The organism is Corallococcus exercitus (genome assembly GCF_042231735.1).
Lineage (GTDB): Bacteria > Myxococcota > Myxococcia > Myxococcales > Myxococcaceae > Corallococcus > Corallococcus exercitus_B.
Window position 1 is genome coordinate 6,869,861 of the sequence record NZ_CP102577.1, and the last position, 24,022, is coordinate 6,893,882.

General features: G+C 71.3%; 19 protein-coding genes. 8 read left to right on the forward strand and 11 right to left on the reverse strand.

Features of this window, described 5'->3' with window-relative positions; translation table 11 throughout:
* The first annotated feature begins 153 nt into the window (after positions 1-153).
* Positions 154-2,052, forward strand: a complete 1,899-nt coding sequence (locus NR792_RS27490) for a ribonuclease R family protein (protein ID WP_375755662.1) — start codon at positions 154-156, stop codon at positions 2,050-2,052.
* Between the two features lie 171 nt (positions 2,053-2,223).
* On the opposite strand, the gene NR792_RS27495 is transcribed toward NR792_RS27490, so the two are convergent.
* Positions 2,224-2,967: a hypothetical protein gene (locus NR792_RS27495; RefSeq protein WP_375755663.1), complete on the reverse strand. Its 744-nt coding sequence runs from the start codon at positions 2,965-2,967 to the stop codon at positions 2,224-2,226.
* A 70-nt stretch (positions 2,968-3,037) separates the two neighbouring features.
* Positions 3,038-3,514 (reverse strand): YkgJ family cysteine cluster protein, encoded by a 477-nt coding sequence (locus tag NR792_RS27500; RefSeq protein WP_375755664.1) that lies wholly within the window; start codon positions 3,512-3,514, stop codon positions 3,038-3,040.
* Positions 3,515-3,934: 420 nt separating this feature from the next.
* Here NR792_RS27500 and NR792_RS27505 point away from each other — a divergent pair, with 420 nt between their 5' ends.
* Complete coding sequence (locus tag NR792_RS27505; RefSeq protein ID WP_375755665.1) at positions 3,935-5,977, forward strand: PilZ domain-containing protein; 2,043 nt, start codon at positions 3,935-3,937, stop codon at positions 5,975-5,977.
* Between the two features lie 21 nt (positions 5,978-5,998).
* On the opposite strand, the gene NR792_RS27510 is transcribed toward NR792_RS27505, so the two are convergent.
* Positions 5,999-6,988: an NYN domain-containing protein gene (locus NR792_RS27510; RefSeq protein WP_375755666.1), complete on the reverse strand. Its 990-nt coding sequence runs from the start codon at positions 6,986-6,988 to the stop codon at positions 5,999-6,001.
* A gap of 205 nt (positions 6,989-7,193) precedes the next feature.
* Here NR792_RS27510 and NR792_RS27515 point away from each other — a divergent pair, with 205 nt between their 5' ends.
* Positions 7,194-7,628 (forward strand): hypothetical protein, encoded by a 435-nt coding sequence (locus NR792_RS27515; RefSeq protein WP_375755667.1) that lies wholly within the window; start codon positions 7,194-7,196, stop codon positions 7,626-7,628.
* A gap of 22 nt (positions 7,629-7,650) precedes the next feature.
* Here the strand turns inward: NR792_RS27515 and NR792_RS27520 are convergent, their stop codons facing one another.
* From NR792_RS27520 to NR792_RS27535, 4 genes are all read right to left on the reverse strand, one after another.
* Positions 7,651-8,664 carry an ABC transporter substrate-binding protein gene (locus tag NR792_RS27520; protein ID WP_375755668.1) on the reverse strand — a complete coding sequence of 338 codons (1,014 nt, stop codon included), beginning with the start codon at positions 8,662-8,664 and terminating at the stop codon, positions 7,651-7,653.
* Between the two features lie 68 nt (positions 8,665-8,732).
* Positions 8,733-9,494, reverse strand: coding sequence for an ABC transporter permease (locus NR792_RS27525; protein WP_375755669.1), 762 nt, complete (start codon positions 9,492-9,494; stop codon positions 8,733-8,735).
* A gap of 14 nt (positions 9,495-9,508) precedes the next feature.
* Entirely contained in the window at positions 9,509-10,426 is a 918-nt protein-coding gene (locus NR792_RS27530) for an ABC transporter ATP-binding protein (protein WP_375755670.1), read from the reverse strand.
* 139 nt (positions 10,427-10,565) lie between these two features.
* Positions 10,566-11,111, reverse strand: a complete 546-nt coding sequence (locus NR792_RS27535) for a hypothetical protein (protein WP_375755671.1) — start codon at positions 11,109-11,111, stop codon at positions 10,566-10,568.
* A 226-nt stretch (positions 11,112-11,337) separates the two neighbouring features.
* On the opposite strand from NR792_RS27535, the gene NR792_RS27540 reads away from it, so the two are divergent.
* The 4 genes from NR792_RS27540 to NR792_RS27555 all read left to right on the forward strand — a co-directional run bounded on the left by NR792_RS27540 (position 11,338) and on the right by NR792_RS27555 (position 16,177).
* Positions 11,338-12,432 (forward strand): glucose 1-dehydrogenase, encoded by a 1,095-nt coding sequence (locus NR792_RS27540; protein ID WP_375755672.1) that lies wholly within the window; start codon positions 11,338-11,340, stop codon positions 12,430-12,432.
* Positions 12,429-14,282, forward strand: coding sequence for a glycoside hydrolase family 15 protein (locus NR792_RS27545; RefSeq protein WP_375755673.1), 1,854 nt, complete (start codon positions 12,429-12,431; stop codon positions 14,280-14,282). Before NR792_RS27540 ends, NR792_RS27545 begins: the two co-directional genes overlap by 4 nt.
* Positions 14,283-14,314: 32 nt before the next feature.
* Positions 14,315-15,457: an App1 family protein gene (locus NR792_RS27550; RefSeq protein ID WP_375755674.1), complete on the forward strand. Its 1,143-nt coding sequence runs from the start codon at positions 14,315-14,317 to the stop codon at positions 15,455-15,457.
* 126 nt (positions 15,458-15,583) lie between these two features.
* Positions 15,584-16,177 carry a hypothetical protein gene (locus NR792_RS27555; RefSeq protein ID WP_375755675.1) on the forward strand — a complete coding sequence of 198 codons (594 nt, stop codon included), beginning with the start codon at positions 15,584-15,586 and terminating at the stop codon, positions 16,175-16,177.
* A gap of 1 nt (position 16,178) precedes the next feature.
* Here the strand turns inward: NR792_RS27555 and ppk1 are convergent, their stop codons facing one another.
* Complete coding sequence (gene ppk1 / locus NR792_RS27560) at positions 16,179-18,344, reverse strand: polyphosphate kinase 1 (RefSeq protein WP_375755676.1); 2,166 nt, start codon at positions 18,342-18,344, stop codon at positions 16,179-16,181.
* Between the two features lie 211 nt (positions 18,345-18,555).
* Between ppk1 and NR792_RS27565 the strand changes: the two genes are divergently transcribed.
* A complete protein-coding gene (locus tag NR792_RS27565) occupies positions 18,556-19,053 on the forward strand; it encodes a hypothetical protein (RefSeq protein ID WP_375755677.1) in 498 nt (165 codons plus the stop codon).
* Positions 19,054-19,095: 42 nt separating this feature from the next.
* Here the strand turns inward: NR792_RS27565 and NR792_RS27570 are convergent, their stop codons facing one another.
* From NR792_RS27570 to NR792_RS27580, 3 genes are all read right to left on the reverse strand, one after another.
* Positions 19,096-20,295, reverse strand: coding sequence for a peptidylprolyl isomerase (locus tag NR792_RS27570; RefSeq protein WP_375755678.1), 1,200 nt, complete (start codon positions 20,293-20,295; stop codon positions 19,096-19,098).
* Between the two features lie 147 nt (positions 20,296-20,442).
* Positions 20,443-21,456 (reverse strand): hypothetical protein, encoded by a 1,014-nt coding sequence (locus NR792_RS27575; RefSeq protein WP_375755679.1) that lies wholly within the window; start codon positions 21,454-21,456, stop codon positions 20,443-20,445.
* A gap of 134 nt (positions 21,457-21,590) precedes the next feature.
* Positions 21,591-23,825, reverse strand: coding sequence for a tryptophan synthase alpha chain (locus tag NR792_RS27580; RefSeq protein WP_375755680.1), 2,235 nt, complete (start codon positions 23,823-23,825; stop codon positions 21,591-21,593).
* Positions 23,826-24,022: the final 197 nt, after the last annotated feature.

Genomic DNA, 24,022 nt, shown 5'->3' on the forward strand with positions numbered 1-24,022 from the left:
GCCGGATGCCAGGGTTTACGGGCAGGAGCCTCCGTCCAGGCGAGGACAGGGTTTCCCGAGGGGTCGCGCACGAACTGTCCGACACCGGAGGACGGCCCCCCGGGACGGACGGACAGAGACGTTCGTCCCGCCGTGGGCTACGACGGCGCCGACATGGACACCTCCGCCTCCCCGCGCACCGTCACCGGCCGCGTCGACGTGCATCCCCGTGGCTTCGGCTTCCTCACCGTGCAGAAGCCCGGCACCCCGGAGGTGCTGTCCGCCTTCATCACGCCTCCGGACCTGAACCCCCTCTTCGCGGGCGACATCGTCTCCGCCACCGTGACCGCGTCCGGCGAGGGCCGGTGGACCGCGTCCGGCCTGTCGCTGGTAGAGCGCACCCGCACCGTCGTCTATGGGGAGGTCGTGTCGCGCAAGGGCGCCTTCTTCCTGCGCATCGACAAGGAGGTGTCCAACACCGACTGGCCCCTGGACCCGGGCTCCACCCCCGTCCAGCACAACGACGCCGTCGTCGCCCGCATCGCGGACGGCAAGGTCGTCCTCCTCTACAAGCTGGAGCCCGGCGCGGACCGCTCCCTGGAGCGCGTCATCGCGCGCCACGGCCTCCACCGGGACTTCCCCCCGGAGGTCATCGAGGAGGCCCTCCGCGCGAGGCAGACGCCCCACGCCCTGGGCGGCGCCCGGCGCGACCTGCGCTCCATCCCCACCGTCACCGTGGACGCGCCCTCCACCCGAGACATCGACGACGCCATCTCCGTGCTGCCCGCGGGCCCGGACGGCGCGCTGCGCCTGCTCGTGTCCATCGCGGACGTGGGCGAGTCCGTGAAGGAAGGCACCCCCCTGGACCTGGAGGCCCGCGCCCGCGCCACCAGCGTCTACCTGGCCGGCCGCGTGCTCCCCATGCTCCCGGAGGAGCTGTCCGCGCACTGGCTCAGCCTGGTCCCCAACGAGGAGCGCCACTGCCTCACCGTCGAGCTGCGCATCGACCCCGACGGCCGCGTCACCGCCGCGGATGTCTATGAAAGCCTCATCCGCTCCTGGGCGCGGCTGAACTACGACGAGGTCGCGGAGTTCCTCAACGACGGCACCGTGTCCCCCGCCATGGAGCCCGTGCGCGACGCCATGCCCTGGTTCCGCCTGGCCTCCGCGCGGCTCGCCGTGTCCCGCGCGGCCCGCGGCGGCATGACCATGTCCCGCGACGAGGCGCGCTTCACCTTCGACACCGCCACCGGCGCCCTGTCCGGACTGGCCGGGGAGAAGGACACCTCCGCGCACAACATGATCGAGCGCTTCATGGTCGCGGCCAACGAAGCCATCGCCACCTGGCTGATGACCCGAGGCGTGCCCACCGTGTACCGCGTGCACGAACAGCCGGACCCGCAGCGCGTGGCGGACGTGAACGCGTTCGCGCTGCACTCGGGGTTCGCGGCGGGCTTCGGCGCGCAGCTCACCCCGCTGGCCCTGGCCGCGTTCGACCGGCAGATCGCCGGCGCGAAGGCGGAGGCCGCGCTGCGCTCCGTGCTGCGCCGCTCGCTGGGCCCGTCCCGCTACACCGTGATGCCGGGCCCGCACTTCGGGCTGGCCGCGCCCCTGTACCTGCACTTCACGTCGCCCATCCGCCGGTACGCGGACCTCGCGGTGCACCGGCTCATCAAGGCGTACCTCCACGGCCGGCGCGACTTCGTGCACGAGGACCCGGAGATTGAGAAGCTCTCCCAGCACATCAACGTGCGCGCCCGCTCCGCCAACCGCGCGGAAGCAGACCGCCACCACGAGCTGGAGGCGCGCTTCATGTCCACGCGCATCGGCCAGCAGTTCCCCGCGCGCGTCGTGCGCGTGAAGCCCTTTGGCCTCGTGGCGCAACTGGATGGCATGTGGGTGGAGGGCATGGTGCCGGCGGAAGGACTCGCGGGCGGTCCCTACCGTCCGGACGCGCGTGAGCTGTCCATGGTGGGCAAGACGCGGACCTTCACCGTGGGCATGCCCATCACCGTGAAGGTCGTCTCCACGGATGAGCAATTGGGCCGGGTGGAGTTCGCCCTGGTCGAGTAGTCCCGGGCGCGAAGACAGCCAGCGACGTCTGGGGTTGCGAATCCGACGGGCTCGCGTGCGATGGCGCGGGCCACGTCGGTTTCCTCAGCACGGGCTCTCCACGAAAGGCATTGCAGCCAAAGGCAGCTCATGGACAGAGCTCCCCGGAGGCCGTGGACCTGCCGGCGTAACTTACCCCGCCAGCGGCAGGCCGTCCGTGGACTCCACCAGGACGTTGCCGCGCACCCAGCCCAGCAACCCGGTGGAGGACTTCACCAGGTACCAGACCTCCCCCTTCGCGGGGACGCTCGCGGCCAGCACCCGCACCTTGGAGCCCTGCGCCGTCGTGGCCACCACCGCGGACCCCGTGCGGCCCTGCGCCAGCGGGAAGGACTTCTTCACCGTGGCCTCCACGCCCGCCGCGCTGGCGTCCACGCCCACCGCGTACAGCTCCTGCGGCACGTGCACCAGCTTCCACGCCTTGCGGTCCAGCGTGTACTTGTCGCGCTTCTGCCAGAAGCCCATCCACCTATCGACCAGGACGATGCCGTTGCCCTTCGCCTCCGTCAGCGCGTGCACGTCCCCCAGCGACTTCAGCGCCTTGCCGTCGTAGCCGTAGAGGAAGAAGCGGTGGTCGTCGTCCGTGTTGCCCAGGGAGTGGACCAGCAGCTCCTTCCACTTGTCGCCCGTGTCCAGGTCCACGACCGTGAAGCCACTCACGTCATTGCCGGACGCGTTGGCCTGCAACGTGGCGGCGCCGGCCTTCAGCGTGAACTGGCCGTCCTTCCCCGCCGTGAACGACACCGCCTCCGGCTTGCCGTCCCCGTCCAGGTCCACGCTCGCGGACGTCACGGGCTCGTCGTTCTTCTGGGCAAGGGCAGGCGCACCGGTGAACAGCACGGCGGAGGACAGCACGGCCAGCAGGGGTGTCTTCACGGAAGCGGGACCTCAAGAGAAGAAGGACCGCGCCACGCTAGCCGCCCACCAGGCCCCCGGACACGCGCTTTCACCCCGAGCGGCGGAAGCGCCCCCGGAAGTGCTTGTCCAGATACACCTCCGCGTGCGCCAGGGCCTCGCGCGCCTCGGAAGGCAGCTCCAGGGAGGCCGCGGCCACCCGCGCCTGACGCATCGCGGAGCCCCTTCCGTCCCCAGCGGAACCCACGGCGTCCACCTTCGCGTGCGCGGCGTCCACCACGCCCTTCGCCTCCTCCAGGGACACCTCTCCCTCCGCCAGCGCGGTGAACAGCTGGCAGCGGTAGCGGCGGCAGGCCTCCGGGCGCTCCTCATAGACGGTGCAGCACAGCCCGTTCAGCGCGGCGCAGCGCTGGGGCAACACCTCCGTGCCGTCCTCCCGCGTCCCGAGCGGCAGGCCGCGCTGGCGCAGGGCTTCCGCCTCGCCGGGCTTCAGCGGCACCTGGGTGAAGAGGGTGCCGTCACAGCACATGCCGCAGTGGAGACAGAGGGTGGACAGGGCGGAGGACATGGCGCGTGCGGGATAACGTCTCGCGGGGGAGCGAGTCATCCCTGACGTGTGTGTTCGCCCGGACCTCCGTCCTCCAAGGCGAGCCATGTCTCACCAGCCGACATGCGACAATCCCCCGTGTTCCGTGTGTCGGAGTCACCCTGTTTTCATGGGTTGCGGACGACCCGAGGGGAGGGACAGGTCTGCACCTGTCTCAAAAGGCCATGCGCCTGTCCGTGATGGAAATTCTCCGGAAGTGAGAAGCCAGTTCGTGACAGTCCAGCGGGCGCCGGAGGACACAGCCCGACGGTCGGAGTGCAGGCGGGGTGAATGATCTCCACTCTGTGGGAATCCGAGTTCCCCGGGTCACCTGCAACTTGGGGACAACACGGTTTCTTCGGACGTCGTAGGATCATGCCCCGCAGGACATCAGGAGCCCCCATGCACACGGACACTCACGACGCGCTCGCTGGCCGCGAAGCCCTCCTCGGATACCGGGTGGGGACGGAGCTCAGCGCGGCGGCCTCGTTCGGCGCGGACTTCTCTTCCGGGCGTCTGGTGCAGCTGTCGCTGGAGCACCTGACGCTCCACCTGGAGTCGCGCGCGGTGCCCCGCAAGGGACAGGCCGCGTCCGTGGTGGTGGGGCAGGGCGAGCGGTGGGCCACCGCGCTGGACGCGGAGGTGATTGGCGTCAACGCCATGCGCCCGGAGGTGAGCCTGCGCTTCGTCGCGCCGCCGCTGGACGCGGGCCGCCGCATCGTGGGGCTCCTGGAGTCGCTGCGGGACAACGGCCTGTTGCTCACGCCGGAGACGCGGCCCGTGTGGCGCGAGCAGATTGACCGCGCGGAGCGCATCACCCGCATCTGCGAGGCGCTCGCGTCCCGCCAGGCCCGCGGCGTCCTGCGCTCGAGCGACGGCCAGGCCGTGGCGGAGGTCACCTGCGCCTTCTTCGAGCCGCTCCAGGACGCTTTCGCCTGGAACCTGCACGGCACGCTGCCCCCGGGCACCTTCACCCTGGAGGCCTTCGGCTACTCCAGCGTGGTGCACTTCCAGATGGACGCGGCGCGCATGGAGGGCGGCCTGCTGGTGATGCCGACGCCCACGTCGCTCGTGCGCTTCCGCCACCGGTGGCTGCGCCGCACGCAGGCCAGCGCGTCCTGCACGCTGGAGTTCGACCATCCGCTCTGGCCCCAGGTGCACGTGCACCGCGGCCTGCTGGATGTCTCCTACGAAGGCCTGTCCTTCCTCACGCAGCCCGGCGAGGACCTGATGTACCCGGGCCTGCGCCTGCCGGTGATGCAGGTGTCCCTGGACGGCTGCGCGCCGGTGCGCCTGCGCGCGGAGGTGCGCAACATCTCCAGCACGCCCCACGGCCGCCGCTGCGGCGTGAGCGTCCGGCCCCTGGACGCGGACGGGGCCCGCGCGTGGCGCGCGCTGGTGGAGGCCCAGGCCCACCCCACCACGAAGGTGGAGGGCGACTGGAACGACGCCACCTGGAAGCTCTTCGAGCGCTCCGGCTACTTCCGCCTCCCGGGCAAGGAGCCGGAGAAGTTCACCAGCCTGCGCGACCAGTTCGACCGCGCGCAGAACAAGCTCCAGGAGGCGCCGCTCCTGGGCTACCGCGTGGTGCGTCCCGCGGAGGACGGCATGGAGGCCTCGCTGTCCGTGCTCAAGCCCTACGCGGGCAGCTGGATGGCGCACCAGCTGGCGCGCCACCAGCCCCCGGGCAGCCGCTCCACCGCGCGCGAGGCCCTGCGCGACATCTACCTGCGCGGCTACGAGCCCACCCAGGTGGACCCGGAGGTGAAGTGGTTCTTCGCCTACTGCGAGGCGAACGTGCGCTGGGTGCGCTACACGAAGTTCGACTTCGCCACCTGGTACGCGGACACCGGCCAGACGTGCCTCGTGCCCTTCCGCCTGATGGAGGGCGAGGTGGACAGCGTCTGGACGAAGCCCGCGAACATCGCCCTGGGCTCGCCCACCCGGGAGGAGCGCGCCAGCTTCTTCGCCCACGTGGCGGGCACCCGCCCGGAGGCCTACCGCGAAGCGCTGGACCTGGTGCCGGAGCGCTTCGACCTGGAGACCACGCGCACCGGCTGGGGTGACGCGGGCCTGGCCCGCGAGCGCGAGCTGGTGGTGGCCCGCCATGAGGGCCGCGCCGTGGCCTTCGCGGTGTTCGAGTCCGCGCAGCCGGGCCTGAACCTCTTCAACGTGCTGGACGGCGTGCGCCTGGTGCCGCTGGAGGACGACGCGAAGCCGGAGGTGCAGGACGCGTTCGTGGCGCTCCTGGGCCACGCGGCGGAGTGGTACCGCGCGCGCGACCGCAAGGTGTTCGTCCACTACGTGGAGGCCGCCTGCGTGGAGTACGCGGAGCGCGTGTCCCTGGCGGACCTGGGCGACGGCAAGCTGTGGGTGATGTCCGCCCGCCTGCTGCCGGAGTTCCTGGAGCACCTCTGCGAGTCCACCACGCCGCGCGCGGCTTGATGGACTCGCGGGCGGGGGGCTCTAGAGCCCCTCGTCGTCCGGGTCCGGATAGGACTCCAGCTCCTCTTCCTCCTCCTCCACCGGGGCGGGCGCCTTGGCGTGACGCCCCTTGCCGCCCTTGGACTCGTGCGCGGGAGCGCCGAAGTCCGAGTCCGGGCCCACGATGTAGCCCTGGCGCCCCTGCTGGATGCGGCGCAGGAGCCCCTCCTGCTCCAGCGCTTCGAGCAACCGCGCGAAGGTGGAGAAGCCGTGGTCGCGCTCGTCGAAGTCGGGCTCCTTGCGGACGATGGTCTCCTTGACGAGCGACGGGTTGAGCGGGCCGGTCGCCCGGCGCAGCAGGCTCTGCACCACCTCGCGCGCGACGGCGGGCACCTCCGCCTTGGGCTTGCCGCCCTTGGACTCGGCGCCTTCCTTGGCGCCCTTGCCCTCGTGGCCCTTGTCGTGGCCCTTCCCGCCCCGCTTGCCGCCCTTGCCCTCGTCGGACTTGGAGCCCCGGCCGCCGTGGTCCTTGTCCTTGTCCTTGTGCGAGGACTCGCCCTTGTGCTTGGGCTTCATGTAGATGAACTGGTCGCACGCCCTCACGAACATCTGGGAGCTGGCCTCCCTCACCGCCAGGCCAATGACGGTGCGGCCGTTCTCACGCAGCTTGTACGCCAGGGGGCAGAAGTCGCTGTCGCCGGAGGCGATGACGAAGGTGTCGATCTGCTCGCGCGCGTAGCACAGCTCCAGCGCGTCGATGACCAGGCGCATGTCCGCGCTGTTCTTGCCGGCGCGGGTGGAGGGGGGCACGTCCACCAGCTCCACGCCCACGTCGTGCAGGCGCTGCTTCGCGTCCTCGAAGCGCGTCCAGTTGCAGTAGGCGCGGCGGAAGACGACCTTGCCCTGCTCCAGGAGCTGGTCCAGCGCGGGCTGCAGGTCGAACTGGCTGGCGCTGATGCCGGTGTTGGTGACCAGGTTCTCGAAGTCGATGAAGAGTGCGATGCGGTGCTGCTCGTCGGTACGTCCAGCCAAAGGTGCCTCGTATTCGGTGTGCGAGCGGTCCTTGGCTCGCGTGCGCTCCACCCTACTGTGTGGACGCTGCCGCGCGCACGGTCCGTGTTCCGCCCTGAACATTCAGTGCCACCCACCCTACGTTTGGGGTGTGGGCCCGGGGGCAGCGCCCCCGTGACACGGAGGTATAACGATGATGCACGGATTCCCCCGACGATGGCGAGCCATGGCGTGGACCGCGCCGACGCTCGGCCTCTTGTTGTGCGCGGCTCCCGCCCTGGCGCGCGACCCCCAGATTGGCAGGGGGGACGACACGAGCCCCGCCTACGGGTCACAGAACGCCGAGCGCGCGAGCACCAGCCCCTCGAACGTCGTGAGCACCGTCCCCACGACGTCGCCGGAGATGATTTCCCCGGACATGTCCGCGCGGCAGTTCACCCCGGACCCGGACCGGCTGCTCCAGGTGAGCGGCCCGGTGGTGAAGCGGTCGGGGATGATGCTGTACGTGCAGGACGTGACCGGGCCGGTGGTGCCCCTGGACATGAGCGCCCTGCGAATCCACCGGCAGCCGGAGAAGGGGCAGCAGGTGCTGGCCCTCTACCAGGTGGAGGGAGGGACGAACAACATGGCCGTGTCCCTCAGCGGTGAGGTGCCGCGTTGAGGACCGCCGCGCTTCCTGCCACCTAGTCCGGCTTCGCGCCGCCGCGCACCTCGTCCAGGACGCTCAGGTCCACGAGCCCCGCGATGTCGTCGCTGGGGATGAACCCCAGCGCCTTCGCGTGCTCGGCGGACGTCTTCAGCGCGGAGGGCACGGGGTCCAGGCTCGGCTCCAGGCGGGAGAACGCGTCCTGGAGCACGGGCGCGGGCAGGGGCTTGCGCGTGAGCTGGCCGAAGGCGGAGTTGACCGACGTGGCGAAGGCGGCCGGGTCCGCCTTCCAGCGCTCGGTGAGCCGCACGTGCGTGCGCAGGAGCGCCGCGATGCGCGGGCGCTGCGTCTCCAGCACCTTCTTCGTCGTCACCACCACCGTGGTGGGGAAGCGCTTGTCCGGCCAGAGGTCGCGCTCGTCCACCAGGATGTGACCGCCCCCTTCGGCGAGCATGCGCGCGCCCCAGGGCTCGGGCACCCACGCGCCCTCGATGGCGCCCTGGAGGTACTGGGCCAGGATGTCCGGGTTGCTGATGGGGATGACCTGCACGTCGCCGCCCGCGTCCGCGGTGATGCTCAGCTTCTGGGCCTTGAGCCAGGTGCGCAGGGCGATGTCCTGCGTGTTGCCCAGCTGCGGCGTCGCCAGCTTCCTGCCCTTGAGCTCCTGGGCCGTCTTCACGTTCTTCACCACCAGCACCGCGCCGTCGTTCACCGCGCCCGCGATGATGCGCAGCTCCCTGCCGGCCTTGAGGTACGTGTTGATGGCGGGGCCCGGGCCCACGTAGGCCACGTCCACGGAGCCCGCGACCAGCGCCTCCATGGCGGCGGGGCCCGCGTTGAACGGCCGCACCTCCAGGTGGCCCATCCCGGGCTGCGACGCGAAGAGCCCCTCCGAGTTCGCCACCAGCGCCTGCGCGTGCGTGATGTTGGGGAAGAAGGCCACGCGCAGGGGCGCGTTGGCGCCGGAGGGCGTGTCCTTCTTGCAGGAGGCGACGCCGGTCAGGAGGACGCAGACACCGAGGAGCAGGGACAGCGGACGCGCGGAAGACATGGTGCGTCACGCTAATGGAGATTCCCCGCCCCTTTTCAATGCCTGGGAGCGCGAAAGCGTCCTGGGGCTCACACGGACGCCGTCAGGCCCCACCGGCGCCTCAGGCGCGTCTCCACCGTCTGGAAGAGGACGCGGTCCACCGTGATGCCGATGAGGATGATGGCCAGCATCACCGCCATCACCTGCGCCACGTCCATCAGCTCGCGGCCCATGGTGAGCAACTGGCCCAGGCCGCCGGAGACGAAGAGCAGCTCGCCCGCGAGCAGCGCGCGCCACGCGAAGCTCCACCCCAGCTTGAGGCCGGTGACGATGCCGGGCAGCGCGCCGGGCAGCAGCACGCCGAAGTAGAAGCGCAGGCCCCGCACGCCCAGGGTCCGCGCCACGCGGGCCAGCTGCGGGTCCAGGCCGTTGACCGCGTCCTCGGTGGCGATGGAGATGCCCAGCACGCTGCCCATCACCACCACGAAGAGGATGGCGCCGTCGTTGAGGCCGAACCACAGGAGGGCCAGCGGCAGCCAGCAGATGGAGGGCAGGGCCTGCAGCCCCATCACCACCGGCTTCACCGCGTTGCGGAAGAAGGCCAGCCGCGCGATGAGCAGCCCCAGCGGCACGCCGATGGCCACCGACATGAGGTAGGCGCGTGACAGCCGGCCCAGCGAGCGCAGCGTGGCGCCGCCCAGCTGTCCGTCGCGGGCCATGCCGATGAGCGCCTGGATCACCTCCAGCGGCCCGGGGAACAGGTGCTCGTTCCACACGCCGGAGCGCGACAGCACCTCCCAGACCGCGAAGAGCAGCGCGATCATCCCCAGCTTCTGCGCCCACTTGAGCATGGCGGTGTCCCTCTCTAACGGCCGGTCACGACGCTCGGGCGGGGCAGGCTGGACGGCGTGCGCGTGCGGCGGCTCAAGGGCTCCGTGGGCGGGGTCTCCAGGGCCGGCCCTTCCGCGGCGCGCAGGCGGTGGCGGATGTCGCGCGCCATCGCGTCCAGGGACGGGTCCTCCAGCGAGCGCGGCATGGGCAGGTGGAGCTCCAGGTCCTCCACCACGCGGCCCGGGCGGGGCGCCATCAGCACCACGCGGGTGCCCAGCATCAGGGCCTCCTGCACGTCGTGGGTGACGAACACCACCGTCTTGCCGGAGTTCAGCCAGATGGACTGCAGGAGCTCCTGCATGTGCACGCGCGTCTGGGCGTCCAGCGCGCCGAACGGCTCGTCCATCAAGAGCACGGTGGGGTCCACCGCGAGCGCCCGGGCGAGGCTGGCGCGCATCTTCATGCCGCCGGACAGCTCATGGGGCAGCGTGTCCGCGAAGCCCTCCAGGCGCACGCGCTGGATGAAGGTGTCCGCCCGCTCGCGGCGCTCGGCGCGGGGCACGCCCCGGGCGCCCAGCGCGAAGGTGATGTTGCCGCGCACGGTGAGCCACGGGAACAGCGCGGCCTCCTGGAACATCAGGAGCCGGTCCGGCCCGGGCCCATGGATGGGCTTGCCGTCAATGGCCACGCTGCCGCCCGTCGGGGCCACGTGGCCCGCCAGCGCGTAGAGCAGCGTGGACTTGCCGCAGCCGGAAGGGCCGAGCAGGCAGACGAACTCCCCCGAGCGGACGTTGAGGTTCACGTCCCTCAGCGCCACGACCTTGTTGGCGTAGTGGTGGTCCAGCTGGGCGACGGAGATCTTCGCCCGGTCCGCGTTCACGTTCGCGGGCCGGAGCAGGTAGGGCGCCGCCCGGCGCAGGCCCCGCATCCGCTCGATAAGGCGTCGAAGCATTCGCCAGAACCTATTCATCTGCCCCAAGGTCGCACAGGCGGGTCCTGGAAGCGGGCAGGCGCCTTTCACTGTAGGACAGGAAGTGAAGTCCGAGGCGCCCGGCTGGCTGCTTTTTTCCCTCCGCCGGAGGTCTCCGCCGTCAGGGCGTGGCGGCCCGCTCCGCCTTGCGATGCGCCAGCGTGCGGGAGAGCAGCCACAGGCTCAGGGCGAGCACGGCCAGGCCCACGCCGGTGAAGGCGCCGCCCACGCGCAGCGACGCCTGACGGTGGTCCTGGAACACGGCGAGTGTGTCCGTGCGGGGACCCGTGAGGTAGCGCCGCACGGTGTCCGCGTAGGCCCGGGCCTCCGCCTCGTCCTCCGTCCACTGGTAGGCGAGCGGCTGGACGCCGGAGGTCGTCTGCAGCTGGGCCCGGAAGATGGGCGCGGCGCCCTTGCGGGTGCTGCGGCTGCGGGCCACGTCCACGCCCTGGAGGTCCTGGGCCGTGTAGTGGCCCACCTCCTCCTGGCCCAGCCAGCTGGAGCGGGTGAGGACGCACAGGCCCTGGGGCTCGCAGCTCAGGTCCATGCGCGCCTTCTGGCCGAGGAAGAACACCCCCAGCACCAGGAAGGGCAGGGCGAGCATCAGGAAGGCCGTGGCACCGATGGCGGTGGCGCGGCTGCGTCGGTAGGCGGTGGGCGCACGCACGCCTGCGTCTATAGACCCGCGCGCCCCGAGGGGGCAGTGCTTTCACGCGCCCTGGGAGTGCCGCCCTCCAGGCAGGCGGGCGGTCCGGGCCGTCCAGCGCCCGTCCCCTCTGACGGGCCCGGCGGGGAGCCCCGGAGCGGAGGGCAGGCACTTGCGACCTGGGTCCCAAGTCCGCACCCCTTGTCCTGGGACTTTCAGCACTTCGCCCAGAAGGAGTCCGCCGCCCATGAAGGCCGTGGCCATCATGTTCCCCTCGCGCGAGGTGCGCGTCCTCGACGTCCCCGAACCGCGGCTGCACTCGCCCACCCAGGTGAAGGTGCGCACGCTGGAGGTGGGCGTGTGCGGCACGGACCAGGAGATTTTGAAGGGCGGCCACGGCGTGGCGCCCAAGGGGGAGGACCACCTCATCCTGGGCCACGAGTGCCTGGGCGAGGTGATGGAGGTGGGCGCGCACGTGCAGGGGCTGAAGCCGGGGGACCTGGTGGTGCCCCGGGTGCGCAGGCCCTGTCCGCACACGCACTGCCCCGCGTGCCGCCACGGCCACCCGGACTTCTGCGTGACGGGGGACTACACGGAGCGCGGCATCCAGGGCGCGCACGGCTTCTGTTCCGAGCACTTCGTGGAGGACGCGGCCTACCTGCACAAGGCGGACGACAGCTTGCGCGGCGTGGCCGTGCTCACCGAGCCGCTCACCATCGCGGAGAAGGGCCTGCGCGAGCTCTCCCACATCCAGTCCCGCCTGCCGTGGAAGGTGAGCCCCGGCAAGGCGCTGGTGCTGGGCGCGGGGCCGGTGGCGCAGCTGGGCGCCATGGCGCTGATGCGCGCGGGCTTCGACGTGACGGTGTACTCGCGCAGCCCCAAGCCCAACGAGAAGGCGGCCGCATCCGAGGCGGTGGGCGCGCCGTACATCTCCTCCAAGGAGGTGACGGTGGAGGCCCTGAAGAAACAGCTGGGCGGCGTGGCCGTCATCTACGAGGCGACGGGCGCGTCGAAGGTGGCCTTCGACTCGCTCCAGGTGCTGGAGGAGAACGGCGTGCTCATCTTCACCGGGGTGCCCGGACGCGAGGAGCCGCTGGAGCTGCAGGGCGACCAGGTGCTGGGACAGCTGGTGCTGGGCAACCGGGTGATGTTCGGCACGGTGAACGCGGCGGACAGCGACTTCCGTGAGGCGCTGGAGGACCTGGCCCGCTTCCGCGCGAAGTGGCCGGGGAAGGTGGAGGCGCTCATCACCCAGCGCCACCCGCCGTCGGAGTTCGCGAAGGTGGTGGAGGCGAAGGGCGGCATCAAACACGTCATCTCATTCCAGGAGCATGCCCGGTGAATCCCCATCACGAGGACCTGAAGGGCGGCGTGGCCATTGAAGACCACGGCGTCATCGGGGACCTCCGCACGGTGGCGCTGGTCGGCAACGAGGGCACCATCGACTGGCTGTGCTACCCGCACTTCGACAGCCCCAGCCTCTTCGCCGCGCTGCTGGACCCGGAGAAGGGCGGGTACTGGCGCGTGTCCCCGGAGCCGGACGGGGTGATGAAGCGGCAGTTCTACTGGCCGGACACCAACGTGCTGGTGACGCGCTTCTACACGCCCAAGGGCGTGGGGGAGCTCATCGACCTGATGCCCCTGGGACGCGGGGCGAGGGCGGAGGGGCGCGAGGTGCTCCGGCGCATCCGCGTGGTGCGCGGGGAGATGTCCTTCCGCATGGAGTGCTTCCCCGCGTTCAACTACGCGCGGGACGAACATGAGACGCACGTGGTGAAGGGCGGCGCGGCCTTCGTCTCCAAGAGCCTGAGCATGCAGCTGGTGACGCCCATCCCCCTGAAGCAGGAGGGCAACGGCGTCGTCGCGCACTTCACGCTGAAGGAGAGCCAGTCCGCGGTCTTCACCCTGCGCGAGGGGGGCATCGAGGGCTGCCACCACCACCTGCACACGCACGAGTCCGCGGAGCGGCTCTTCCGGGACACGGTGGACTACTGGCGCCACTGGCTGTCCAAGTGCAAGTACACGGGGCGGTGGCGGGAGATGGTGCAGCGCTCGGCGCTGGCCCTGAAGCTGATGACCTTCGAGCCGTCCGGGGCCATCATCGCCGCGCCCACGTGCAGCCTGCCGGAGTCCCCCGGCGGCACGCGCAACTGGGACTACCGCTTCTGCTGGCTGCGCGACGCGGCCTTCACCGTCTACGCGTTCCTGCGCATCGGCTTCAACGAGGAGGCCGCCGCGTTCATGCGCTGGGTGGAGAAGCGCTGCGCGGAGAACGGGGACGGGCCGCTGCCCCTGATGTTCAGCCTGGACGGCACGCCGGTCCCGAAGGAGGAGGAGCTCCAGCACCTGCGCGGCTACGGCGGCGCGCGGCCGGTGCGCATCGGCAACATGGCGGCGAAGCAGCTCCAGCTGGACATCTACGGCGAGCTGATGGACTCCGTGTACCTGTCCAACAAGTACGCCGTGCCCATCTCGTATGACTTCTGGCGGCACCTGCGGCGGCTGGTGGACTGGGTGTGCGACCACTGGCAGATAGAGGACGAGGGCATCTGGGAGATCCGCGGCTCACGCCGGCACTTCGTCTATTCGAAGCTGATGTGCTGGGTGGCGGTGGACCGGGCCATCCGGCTGGCGGACAAGCGCAGCCTGCCGGCGGACCGCGCGAAGTGGCTGAAGACGCGCGACGCCATCTTCGAGGAGATCATGGACAAGGGCTGGTGCCAGGAGAAGGGCGCCTTCATCCAGGCCTACGGACATGACGCGCTGGACGCGGCCAATCTCCTGATGCCGCTGGTGTTCTTCCTGTCGCCGGTGGATCCGCGGATGCTCTCCACGCTGGACGTCATCCGCAAGGCGCCCCGGGACGGGGGCCTCACGTCGGACGGCCTGGTGTTCCGCTACGAACCGGACGAGAAGCTGGATGGAATCAGTGGCAGCGAAGGCACCTTCAACCTGTGCAGCTTCTGGCTGGTGGAGGCGATGACGCGCGCGAGCCCGGTGCGGCCGGACCTGCTGGACGAGGCGCGGCTCATCTTCGAGCGGATGCAGGGCTACGGGAACCACCTGGGGCTGTACGCGGAGCAGACCGGCATGTCCGGCGAGGCGATGGGCAACTTCCCGCAGGCGCTCACGCACCTGTCGCTCATCAGCGCCGCGTACAACCTGGACCGGACGTTGGGCCGCCACGATTGACGAAGGGGACGGTAGACTCGCGCACACCCGCCATGCCCGACCTGTACCCGCTGCTGTTCCGCTTCGCCGTCAAGGCGGATGCCCACTACGACGTGCTGAGCCGCCGCGTGCGCAAGGGGCTGGGCATCGCCCCGCCGCTGCGCATCCTGCCGTACCGGGGCTACGGCACCCCGGAGCGCGTGGTCATCAAGGCGCGCGTGCTGGAGGAGCGCAAGGTGACGCCCCAGCGCCAGCGCCACACGCTGTGGAGCAGCGCCGTGGCCTCCTACAAGCGCTACATGACGCGCGAGATTTCCAGCGCGCGCGTGGCGGTGCGCTGGGGGGACAAGCGCTGGGAGGGCATCACGGACGAGGAGGGCTTCCTGGAGCTGTGGGTGCCCCCGCCGGAAGGGGTGCGCTCCGGCTGGCACATGGTGGAGCTGGAGCTGCTGTCCCCGGAGGCGGAGGGCGTGCCCCGGGTGACGGCGCCGGTGCGGGTGGCGGGGACGAGCGCGGAGCTGGGCGTCATCAGCGACATCGACGACACGGTCATCGCCACGGGGGTGACGGATCCGCTCAAGCGCGCGTGGGCGCTGTTCCTCACGGAGCACCGGGTGCGGCTGCCCTTCCCGGGCGTGGACGCGTTCTACGCGGCGCTCCAGGCGGGCGCGAGCGGCACGGCGGACAACCCCATCTTCTACGTCTCCAGCAGCCCGTGGAACCTCTACGAGCACCTGGACGAGTTCCTCTCCATCCACCGCATCCCCATTGGTCCGCTGCTGCTGCGCGACTGGGGCCTGTCGCGTCACGGCTTCGCGCCGGGCGGGGGACACGGGCACAAGCTGGATAAAATCCGCGGCGTGCTGGAGACGCTGGCGCACCTGCCCTTCGTGCTGATTGGGGACAGCGGCCAGGAGGACGCGGAGCACTACCGCACCATCGTGCGCGAGTACCCGGGCCGCATCCGCTGCGTCTACATCCGCAACGTGCCAGGGCGCTCCAAGCGCGGCGAGGAGATGGAGGCCATCGCGAAGGACATCCGCGACGCGGGCAGTGAGCTGGTCGCGGTGGACGACACGGTGGCCGCCGCGAGGCACGCGGCGCGCGCCGGGTGGATCCGCTGGGAGGAGGTCCCGGAGGTGGAGGCCCACCGCCGCGAGGACGCCGCGCGGAGCGCATTGGGCGAGCGGGGCTGAAGATTTCCAACCCCGCGCGTCACGGCGCGGTGACACGTGCACGGCGGGCATGTTGTGGCTTGAGGGTGGGGAGGGGGCTGTGGCAGACGCGGGCCTCCCTCGCTTCATCCCCCCGAGGTCGTCAACATGATGCGAAACACCCTGAAGTGGTCCGTGCTGGCCTCCGCGCTGCTCTTGGGCGCGTGCAACAACACCCCGTCCGAGCCGGCGCAGGAGCCCACGCAGCCGGCGCCCGAGTCCACCCAGTCCGTGCGCGCGGTGGAGTCGAAGCTGAGCCAGATCGAGCTGGAGTGGGAGGGCCCTACGCCGCTGCTCGAGTCCATCATGGAGGCCGGCAACGACGACTGCGACGCGCACAACAACTGGTGTGACGGCACGCTGGACGTCTACGGCTTCCCCTGGTCGTCCCCGCAGGCGCCCACGCTGTCGGACGCGGTGGAGTCGGTGTTCGCGCTGTCGCAGGACTACAGCTACTTCCCCTGGCAGGACCGGGGCACGGTGCCGTTCAGCACGCTGTCCGACACGCTCTTCAAGTTCGAGGCGCTGGACCCGAGCCTGCTCACGGAGCTGGGCAACGGCACGGAGCAGGTGCAGATCCGCTACTTCTACTCCACGTACCTGGTGGCTCCGGGCGCGTCTGACTGGAACCACCTGTTCATCGTGCTGTTCCCCCAGTCGCACCGCGTGGCGGTGTTCAACCTGGTGAACCACGAGATTTGATTCACCCCACGGGGCGGCCGCTCTGCATGTGGACCATGCGGATGGCGCGCTCCATGAGCTCCCCCTGGGCGGAGCGCTTGTCGTTGGGCGTGGCGGCGGTGCGCCGCCGCCACGTGCCGTCGGAGGCCAGCTCCCACGCGCCGCTGGTGTCCACCATGCAGCGCTCCACCACGTCGCGCACCTGCGCGGCCAGGGCCGGGTCCTCCACCGGCGCCAATATCTCCACGCGGTGGTCCAGGTTGCGCGGCATCAGGTCCGCGGACCCGATGTAGCAGCGCGACGTCGCGCCCCGCTCGAAGGCGTAGATGCGCGGGTGCTCCAGGAAGCGGCCCAGGTTGGACACCACCCGGATGTTCTCCGACACGCCCGGGACTCCCGGCCGCAGGCAGCAGATGCCGCGCACGTTGAGCTCCACGCGCACGCCCGCGCGGGACGCGTCGTAGAGCGCGCGGATGATGCCCGGGTCCACCAGCGCGTTCATCTTCATCAGGATGCGCGCGGGCGCCTCCGGCGTGTGCGCCGCGATGGTCTTCCTGACCTCCTCCATCAACCCTTCGCGCATGGTCAGCGGCGCCACCAGCAGCTTGCGGAAGGAGCGCGGCCGGCCAAAGCCGGTGAGGAAGTTGAAGACGTCCGCCACGTCCGCGCCAATGTCCGGGTCCGTGGTGAACAGCCCCAGGTCCGTGTAGAGCCGCGCCGTCTTCGGGTTGTAGTTGCCCGTGCCGATGTGCACGTAGTGCCGCACCCGCTCGCCCTCGCGCCGGACGATGAGGATGGCCTTCGCGTGCGTCTTCAGGCTGGGAATCCCATACACGACGTGCACGCCCGCCTCTTCCAGCGCGTTCGCCCAGCGGATGTTGGTGCGCTCGTCGAAGCGGGCCTTCAGCTCCACCATGCACACCGCCTGCTTGCCGTGCTCCGTCGCGCGGATGAGCGCGGGCACCAGCGGCGAGCTGTCCGACGTGCGGTACACCGTCTGCTTCAGCGCCAGCACGTCCGGGTCCTCCACCGCCTCGCTCACGAAGCGCTCCACCGACGAGGTGAAGGACTCGTAGGGGTGGTGCACCAGGAGGTCGCCCCTGCGCATCGCGGACATCACCGTGCCCCCGCCGTCCGGGGACTCGTTGTCCGTGCGCAGCCGCGCCTGCGTCACCGGCGTCCATGGCGGGTCTCGCTGCTCGGAGAAGCCCGGCGTCATCGCCAGCGACATCACGTCCGCCAGGTCCAGCAGGCCGTGCTCCTCGTACACCTGCCGGGGCTCCAGCGTCAGCGCCTCCACCAGCGGCTCCAGGAGCTTCGCGTTCATCCCCGCTTGGATCTCCAGGCGGATGACGTCCCCGAAGCGGCGCTGGCTCAGCTCCGTCTCCACCGCCTTGAGCAGGTCCTCCGCGTCCTCGGACACGGTGAAGTCCGCGTCGCGCGTGACGCGGAAGAGGCTCCAGTTGAGGACCTCCATCCCGGGGAACAGGTCCCCCAGGTGCTGCGCGATGATCTCCTCCAGCGGCACGAAGAGCGTGCCCCCCTTGAGCGGCACGAAGCGGGGCAATATCTCCTTGGGCACCTTCACCCGCGCCACGCTCTCCTCTTCCGCCACCGGGTCACGCAGGAGCACCGCGAGGCTCAGGGACAGGTTGGAGATGTACGGGAAGTGCCGCCCCAGCCCGATGGCCAGCGGCGTGAGCACGGGGAAGATCTGCTCACGGAAGCGCTGGTCCACCTGCGCGCGCTGGTCCGCGTCCAGCTCCTTCATGGACAGGATGCGCAAGCCCTTCTCCGCCAGCGCGGGGCGCAGCACCTTCTCGAAGCAGTCCGCGTGGCGCCGGCCCTGCTCCAGGATGCCCGTGTGCAGCTTGTCCAGCGTGTCGCCGGGGGACGCGCCGTCCGGCACCAGCCGGCCCACGCGCGCGGCGATCTGCTCGTGCAGCCGCGCCACGCGGATCATGAAGAACTCGTCCAGGTTGCGCGCGTAGATGGAGATGAACTTCAGCCGCTCCATCAGCGGCACCTCCGGGGACTCCGCCAGCTGCAGCACCCGGTCGTTGAAGGCCAGCCACGACAGCTCCCGGTTGAAGAACAGGTCGCTGTCCGGCACCTCCGTGCCCGGCGGGACGACGTCCCGGTCCAGCGTCTTCTGGGCGGTGCTTTTCGCGACGGCGCGCTTCGCCATGACGTGTGACTCCTCGAGATGAGCCTCAGGGTGTGCCCTCTAGCAGTCCGGCACCGGGCGGATTGTGAACTCGTACGTTCGTCCAGGAACCAGACATCCGGGCGTATCCCACCCTGGACGACCGCGGCGGCGGCCGGCGAGGCGTGCGGGCCGTGGGCCCTCTGTCAGTCCAGCGCTTGAATCCGGCGGGCAGTGGCGGCATTCAAGAAGGGTGAGCACTCCCAACGCCCCGCTTCAGCCCGCCTCGGATGGTGTCCCGGCGGACACGTCCCCGGACGCCCTGTTCACGGCCTTCCGTGAGGGGGCCCGGAAGAAGTCCGGCCGCTTCACCTTCACCTGGTTCGTGGCCGCCGCGGTGCCGGTGGTGCTCGCCCTGGGGTTCTTCTCCCTGTGGCGCCTCAACGGGACGTCCTTCTCCGTCGTCACGCCGCACGGCATCAAGGTGCTGCGCGCGGGGATGACCACCCAGGAGGTGGGGGGCCTGCTGGGCAACCCGCTCACGCTCCAGAAGCAGGGCGACCAGGACTGCTACCGCTACGGCCGGCCCAACTTCGTGAACGAGGTCTTCGTCGTGTACTCCGTCTGCTACGAGCAGGGGCAGGTGCGCGACGTGCTCACGCACCAGTACTCGGCCTGGCAGATAGACCCCGCGACGGGCACCTTCGTCGCCCCGGGGCAGCCGCCCGCGCCCAAGAACCCGGCGGGGTAGCCGCCCGGGCTCCGGGGCAGGGCAGGGGAGCTTCCCCAGCCCTCAGGCGAGCGCAGCTTCGGCGCCCTCGAAGGTCACCCTCGCCTGCGTCATCACGTGCTCCACGGCGAGCAGGTGCCACGCGACGTCCATCATCTGCGCGGACGCGGCCGGATCCATCATGGACTCGCGCAGCTGCGCCTCGGTGATGCCGAAGGGTCCCGAGGACTCCTTCAGCAGCTCCAGCGCGGTCTGCGGCGTGAGCTGGAGCTTGTCCCGCTGCGCGATGGCGCGGAGCACCAGGGCAATCTTGAGCCGGCGCTCCACGTCGTCGCGGATGCCCGGGTGGTGCAGCCAGCCGTCCAGCGCCTCCTGCTGCTCCTCCAGGGTGAAGAACTTCCGCGCCAGCACCTCGCCCTCCATCTGCAGCCAGCGGCGGCGGATCTCCTCGTCCACCAGCGGCTTGGGGACGGTGACGTTGGAGCGGGCGACGATTTCGTCCAGCACCCGGTTGCGCGCGTCCACCCAGAGCATGTCGGCCATCTCGCCCTCCATCTCCTCCACGATGGAGCTCATGACCTCTTCATGCGTGGAGCCGCGGCCCAGCTGCTGGAGGAACGCGTCCGACTCCGTGTCGGGCATGCGCACCTCGCGCGCGGCCTTCACGTCCACCAGGAAGCGCGCGGGCATGCCGCGCAGCTGCTCCGCCGGGTAGTTGTCCGGCAGCACCAGCCCCACCTCCACGCTGTCGCCCACGCTGGCCTCGGCGATGACCTCCGAGAAGCCGGGCAGCATCACCTGGGGGGCCAGCTCCATCCAGTAGCCCACGCGCGTGCTCAGCGGGATGAGGCGGCCGTTGGCGTAGCCCAGGATGTCCAGCTGCACGTCGTCGCCCATGGCCAGCGCCTCGCCCTCCGCGCGCGGCCGGGCCTCCGCCTTCGCGCGGGCCAGCTCGTGGAAGCGCTCCAGGAGGTCCTCCTCCGTGAGGTCCTCGCCCTGCGGCACCCGGATGTTCAGGTTCTCCAGCGAGGGGGCCGTCACCACCGGCAGGTCCGACTGGTGGCCCAGGCCGGGCGCGACGGGCAGCCGCTGCACCAGCTGCCGCACGGGGGCCTCCGCCGGGGCGGCGGGCGCTTCCGCGGGCTTGGAGCTGGCCGGGGGCTTGGGGCTTCCGGAAGGGGCGGCGGCGGACTTCGCCGGCTTCGCCGGGCCGGACGCCGTGGCGGCCGGAGACTTCTCAGGGGGGTTCTTCTTCGTGGCCACCGGAGGGCCTCCTGGCAGGTAGCGACCGTGGTCCCAGAGGGGATTGAAACGAGCGCGTCTCACTCGGTCACGGTGCCTACCAGAAAAGGACCCTCCGGGGACATCCCCGGGCCTTCCAGCCCGGGGCCCTCACGTCACCGCGTCCGCTCAGCCGAACAGGCCGCCGACGAAGCTGGAGACGGCGGAGACGGCGGCGCCCACCTGGCTGACCACCGGGATGTTGGTGGCGGCGGCGATGGAGCCCACGGCGGTGATGACGCCCGTGACCTTCTTGGTGGTGCTGGCGTTCGGGTCGCGCAGGGTGGAGACCGCGTTCGCCGTGTCGAAGGCGGCGATGGCGATGTTGGCGCCCGGGGCGAAGCGGCCAGCGGCCTTGGCCAGGGTGCCCCCGGCGGCGCGGGCGGCGGCGGCCCCACCGGCCTTGGCGGCGGCCTTGCCACCCTCGGACAGGGCGGCGCGGGCGGCGGCGCGGGACGCGGTGCCGGTGGCGGCCTTCAGGGCCACGCCGGACTCGCTGACGGCGGTCTTCAGCGCGGAGCGCACGCCGTTCTTGATGGCGGAGGAAGCGCCACCCTCGAAGGCGGCCTTGGCGGCGGCGCCGGCGGCGGCGCGGGCCAGCTTGGGACCGGCGCCGGGGACGGCGGCCTTGAAGGCGCCGCTGGCGGCCTTGTACGCGCTGCCGAACTTGTTCACGTCACGGGCCAGCTCCAGGCCGCCCTTGACGGTGCTGACCGCGGTCTTGCCGGCGGTGGCGACGGAGCCCAGCGCCTTGTTCCAGTCCTCGCTGGAGCCGGAGCGCACGGCGTTGCGCACGTCGCCGATGGCCGTGCCGGCCTGGCCCACCAGCTTCGCCGCGTTGGTGATGGTGCCCAGGGCGCCGCCCGCGATGCCCAGCTTACCCTTGAGGTCGAGCTTGGTCTTCGGGTCCGTGGCCTTGGAGACCAGCTTGTCGACGTTGCCCTTCAGCGTCGCCTTGAAGCCGTCCGTCTTCAGGCTCTTGACGTTGTCGAAGCCGTCCTTCACGGCCGTCTTCACCTTGTTGAAGGTGTCGTAGCCCTTCTTCGCCTGCGTCCCGATGTCCTTGGCCGCCTTGATGGGGTCCTGCTGCACCTGGCGGATGGTGTTGCTGACGGCACTGCGGGCGCGGTCGATGAGGCTCATTTGGGGGCTCCCTCGTCGGAGTTCGAGGAATGGTTTGGAAGGGCTGCGGACGACTTGCCGGGATTATCGCAGCGGCCGTCGATCAGTTGCGTAGCACCTCACATCTGCTGAGAATGTAGGTTTGGCACGGTGCGTCAGCGCTCGCGGCAGTCCGGGTCCGCGTCGTCGGCCCGGCCGTCCGCGTCGTTGTCCGCGCCGTCGTGGCAGTGGCCGGCCTCGGAGCCGACCCACTCGGTGACGTGGAGAGTGTAGCGGATGGGGGTGTCCCGGTCCGGCCGGGCCATGCCGTCCACCACCACCAGCACCGTCTGCCCCTGGGCCAGGGTGAGCTTCAGCGCCGGGGCCTCCTGTGTCGTGGGATGTGGGTGCGCGGCGCAGCCCAGCTCCGTGCCCCGGCAGCCGGTGAGGAGGTACAGGGCGTGGCCGCCCGCGTCCGGGTCTCCGGCGGGCGAGGTGTCGAAGACGAAGGTGCCGGCCTTGGGCGCCGTCCACAGGTGGGCGCGGTCCTGCTGGAGCAGCGCGCCGCAGGTGCCCTGGAAGCCGTCGCCGGAGAGGGCCGTCTCGCCCTGGAAGGTGACGGGCAGGGCGCTGCCCAGGTCGTGGTGGGCGCAGCCCTGGCCCTTGCAGCGGGGGTCGTCACGGCACTCGGTGTCCGCGCAGTCCACCCAGCGGTCCCCGTCGTTGTCCATGTTGTCGAAGCAGGCGCCGGCCTCGCTGGAGCGCAGCTCGTCGATGTGCAGCTGGAAGGAGCCCTGCGTGAAGGCGCCGTCGGCCACGGCGTCCACCGTCACCAGGACCCGCTGCCCTTGAGTCAGCGTCACCGCCACCCGGGCTCCGCCGCCGTAGCTGATGCCGTCCTTCGCGCACGCCAGCTCCTCTCCGCCGCAGCCGTCCGCGTACACGGCGATGACGGAGCGCACCGCCGAGCGGGCCGTGTCGAAGGTGAAGGTGCCCGCGCGCGGCGCCGTCCACAGGTAGCCCCGGTCCGGCGCGCCCGCGCCTCCGCAGGAAGCGGCGTGGTCGTCCCGGGCCTCCACGGTGGAGCCCGTCAGGGACACCGGCAGCGCGCTGCCCAGGTCGCGGTCCACGCAGAGGGGCCCGGGAGGCGCGCAGACGTTGGGCACGCCCGTGCCGGCGCAGGTCTCCGGCGCCGTGCACGCGCCGCAGTCCAGCGTGCCGCCGCAGCCGTCCGCCACCGCGCCGCACGTCGCGCCCAGGAAGCCGCAGGTGGCCGGCCGGCATCCGGGAGGCGCGCAGACGTTGGCCACGCCGCCCGCGCCGCACGCCTGTCCTTGCGCGCACGCGCCGCAGTCGAGCATCCCGCCGCAGCCGTCCGCGACCTGCCCGCAGTTCTTGCCCAGCGCCTCGCAGGTGGCCGGCGTGCACGCGGCCTTTCCGCAGACGTTGGGCACCCCGGCGCCGCCGCACGACTCGGACCCGAGGCAGCCGCCGCACTCCAGCACCGCGCCGCAGCCGTCGGACACCCGGCCGCAGTTGACGCCCAGGGCCGCGCAGGTGGTGGGCACGCAGGTGCCGGCGCCGCAGACGTTGGCCTCGCCCGCGCCGCCGCACGTCGCGTCCGCCGCGCAGGCGCCGCACTCCAGGACGCCGCCGCAGCCGTCCAGCACCTCGCCGCAGCTCTTGCCCAGCGTGGCGCAGGTGGCCGCCTGGCACTGGGGCGCGGCGCAGACGTTGGCCACGCCGCCCGCGCCGCACGTCTGGCCCGGTGCGCAGGCGCCGCACTCCAGGACGCCGCCGCAGCCGTCGGACACGGGGCCGCAGTTCTTGCCCAGGGCCTCGCAGGTCGTGGGGACGCACGGGGCGCGGCCGCACACGTTGGCGGTGCCGCCCCCGCCGCACGTCTCGCCCGCTCCGCACGCCCCGCAGTCGAGCACCCCGCCGCAGCCGTCCGCGACCTGGCCGCAGTTCTTGGCCAGCGCCTCGCAGGTGGCGGGGACACAGGCCGGGGGCCCGCAGGCATTGGGCACGCCGGCGCCTCCGCAGACCTCCGGCGTCGCGCAGGTGCCGCAGTCGAGGACGCCGCCGCAGCCGTCCGTGAGCGCGCCGCAGGTGGCGCCCCGCGCCGCGCAGGGGGTGGGGACGCAGGGCGTGGGGCCGCAGACGTTGGGCACGCCGCCTCCGCCGCACGCCTGGCCTTGCGCGCACTCACCACAGCGCAGCGTGCCGCCGCACCCGTCGATGGCGTAGCCGCAGTCCAGCCCCTGGGACTCGCACGTCATGGGCATGCAGAAGGACGGGGGCTCCCGGCTCAACCGCCTGGAGGACGTGTCGTCCGGCAGCGTCCGGCCGCACGCCGCCCACAGCCCCAGGAGGACCATCCATCCCGCCAGCCAGCCTGTCCGCCCCATGCCCCGTTCCCGCCACCCGTGAAGGGCCCGTCCGTCATTGGACCCGCGTCCGAGGGTGGGGACCCGCCCCGTGCCCGCGAAGCGGCGGCAAGCCCCGGCGGGTCTCCAGCGGTCGGAAAGGCGTCACTGTCCCGCCCCGCCCGCCGGCAAGGCGCGCACTGGTGGACACAGGCCAGACCCGGGAGGGGGGTGGGCGC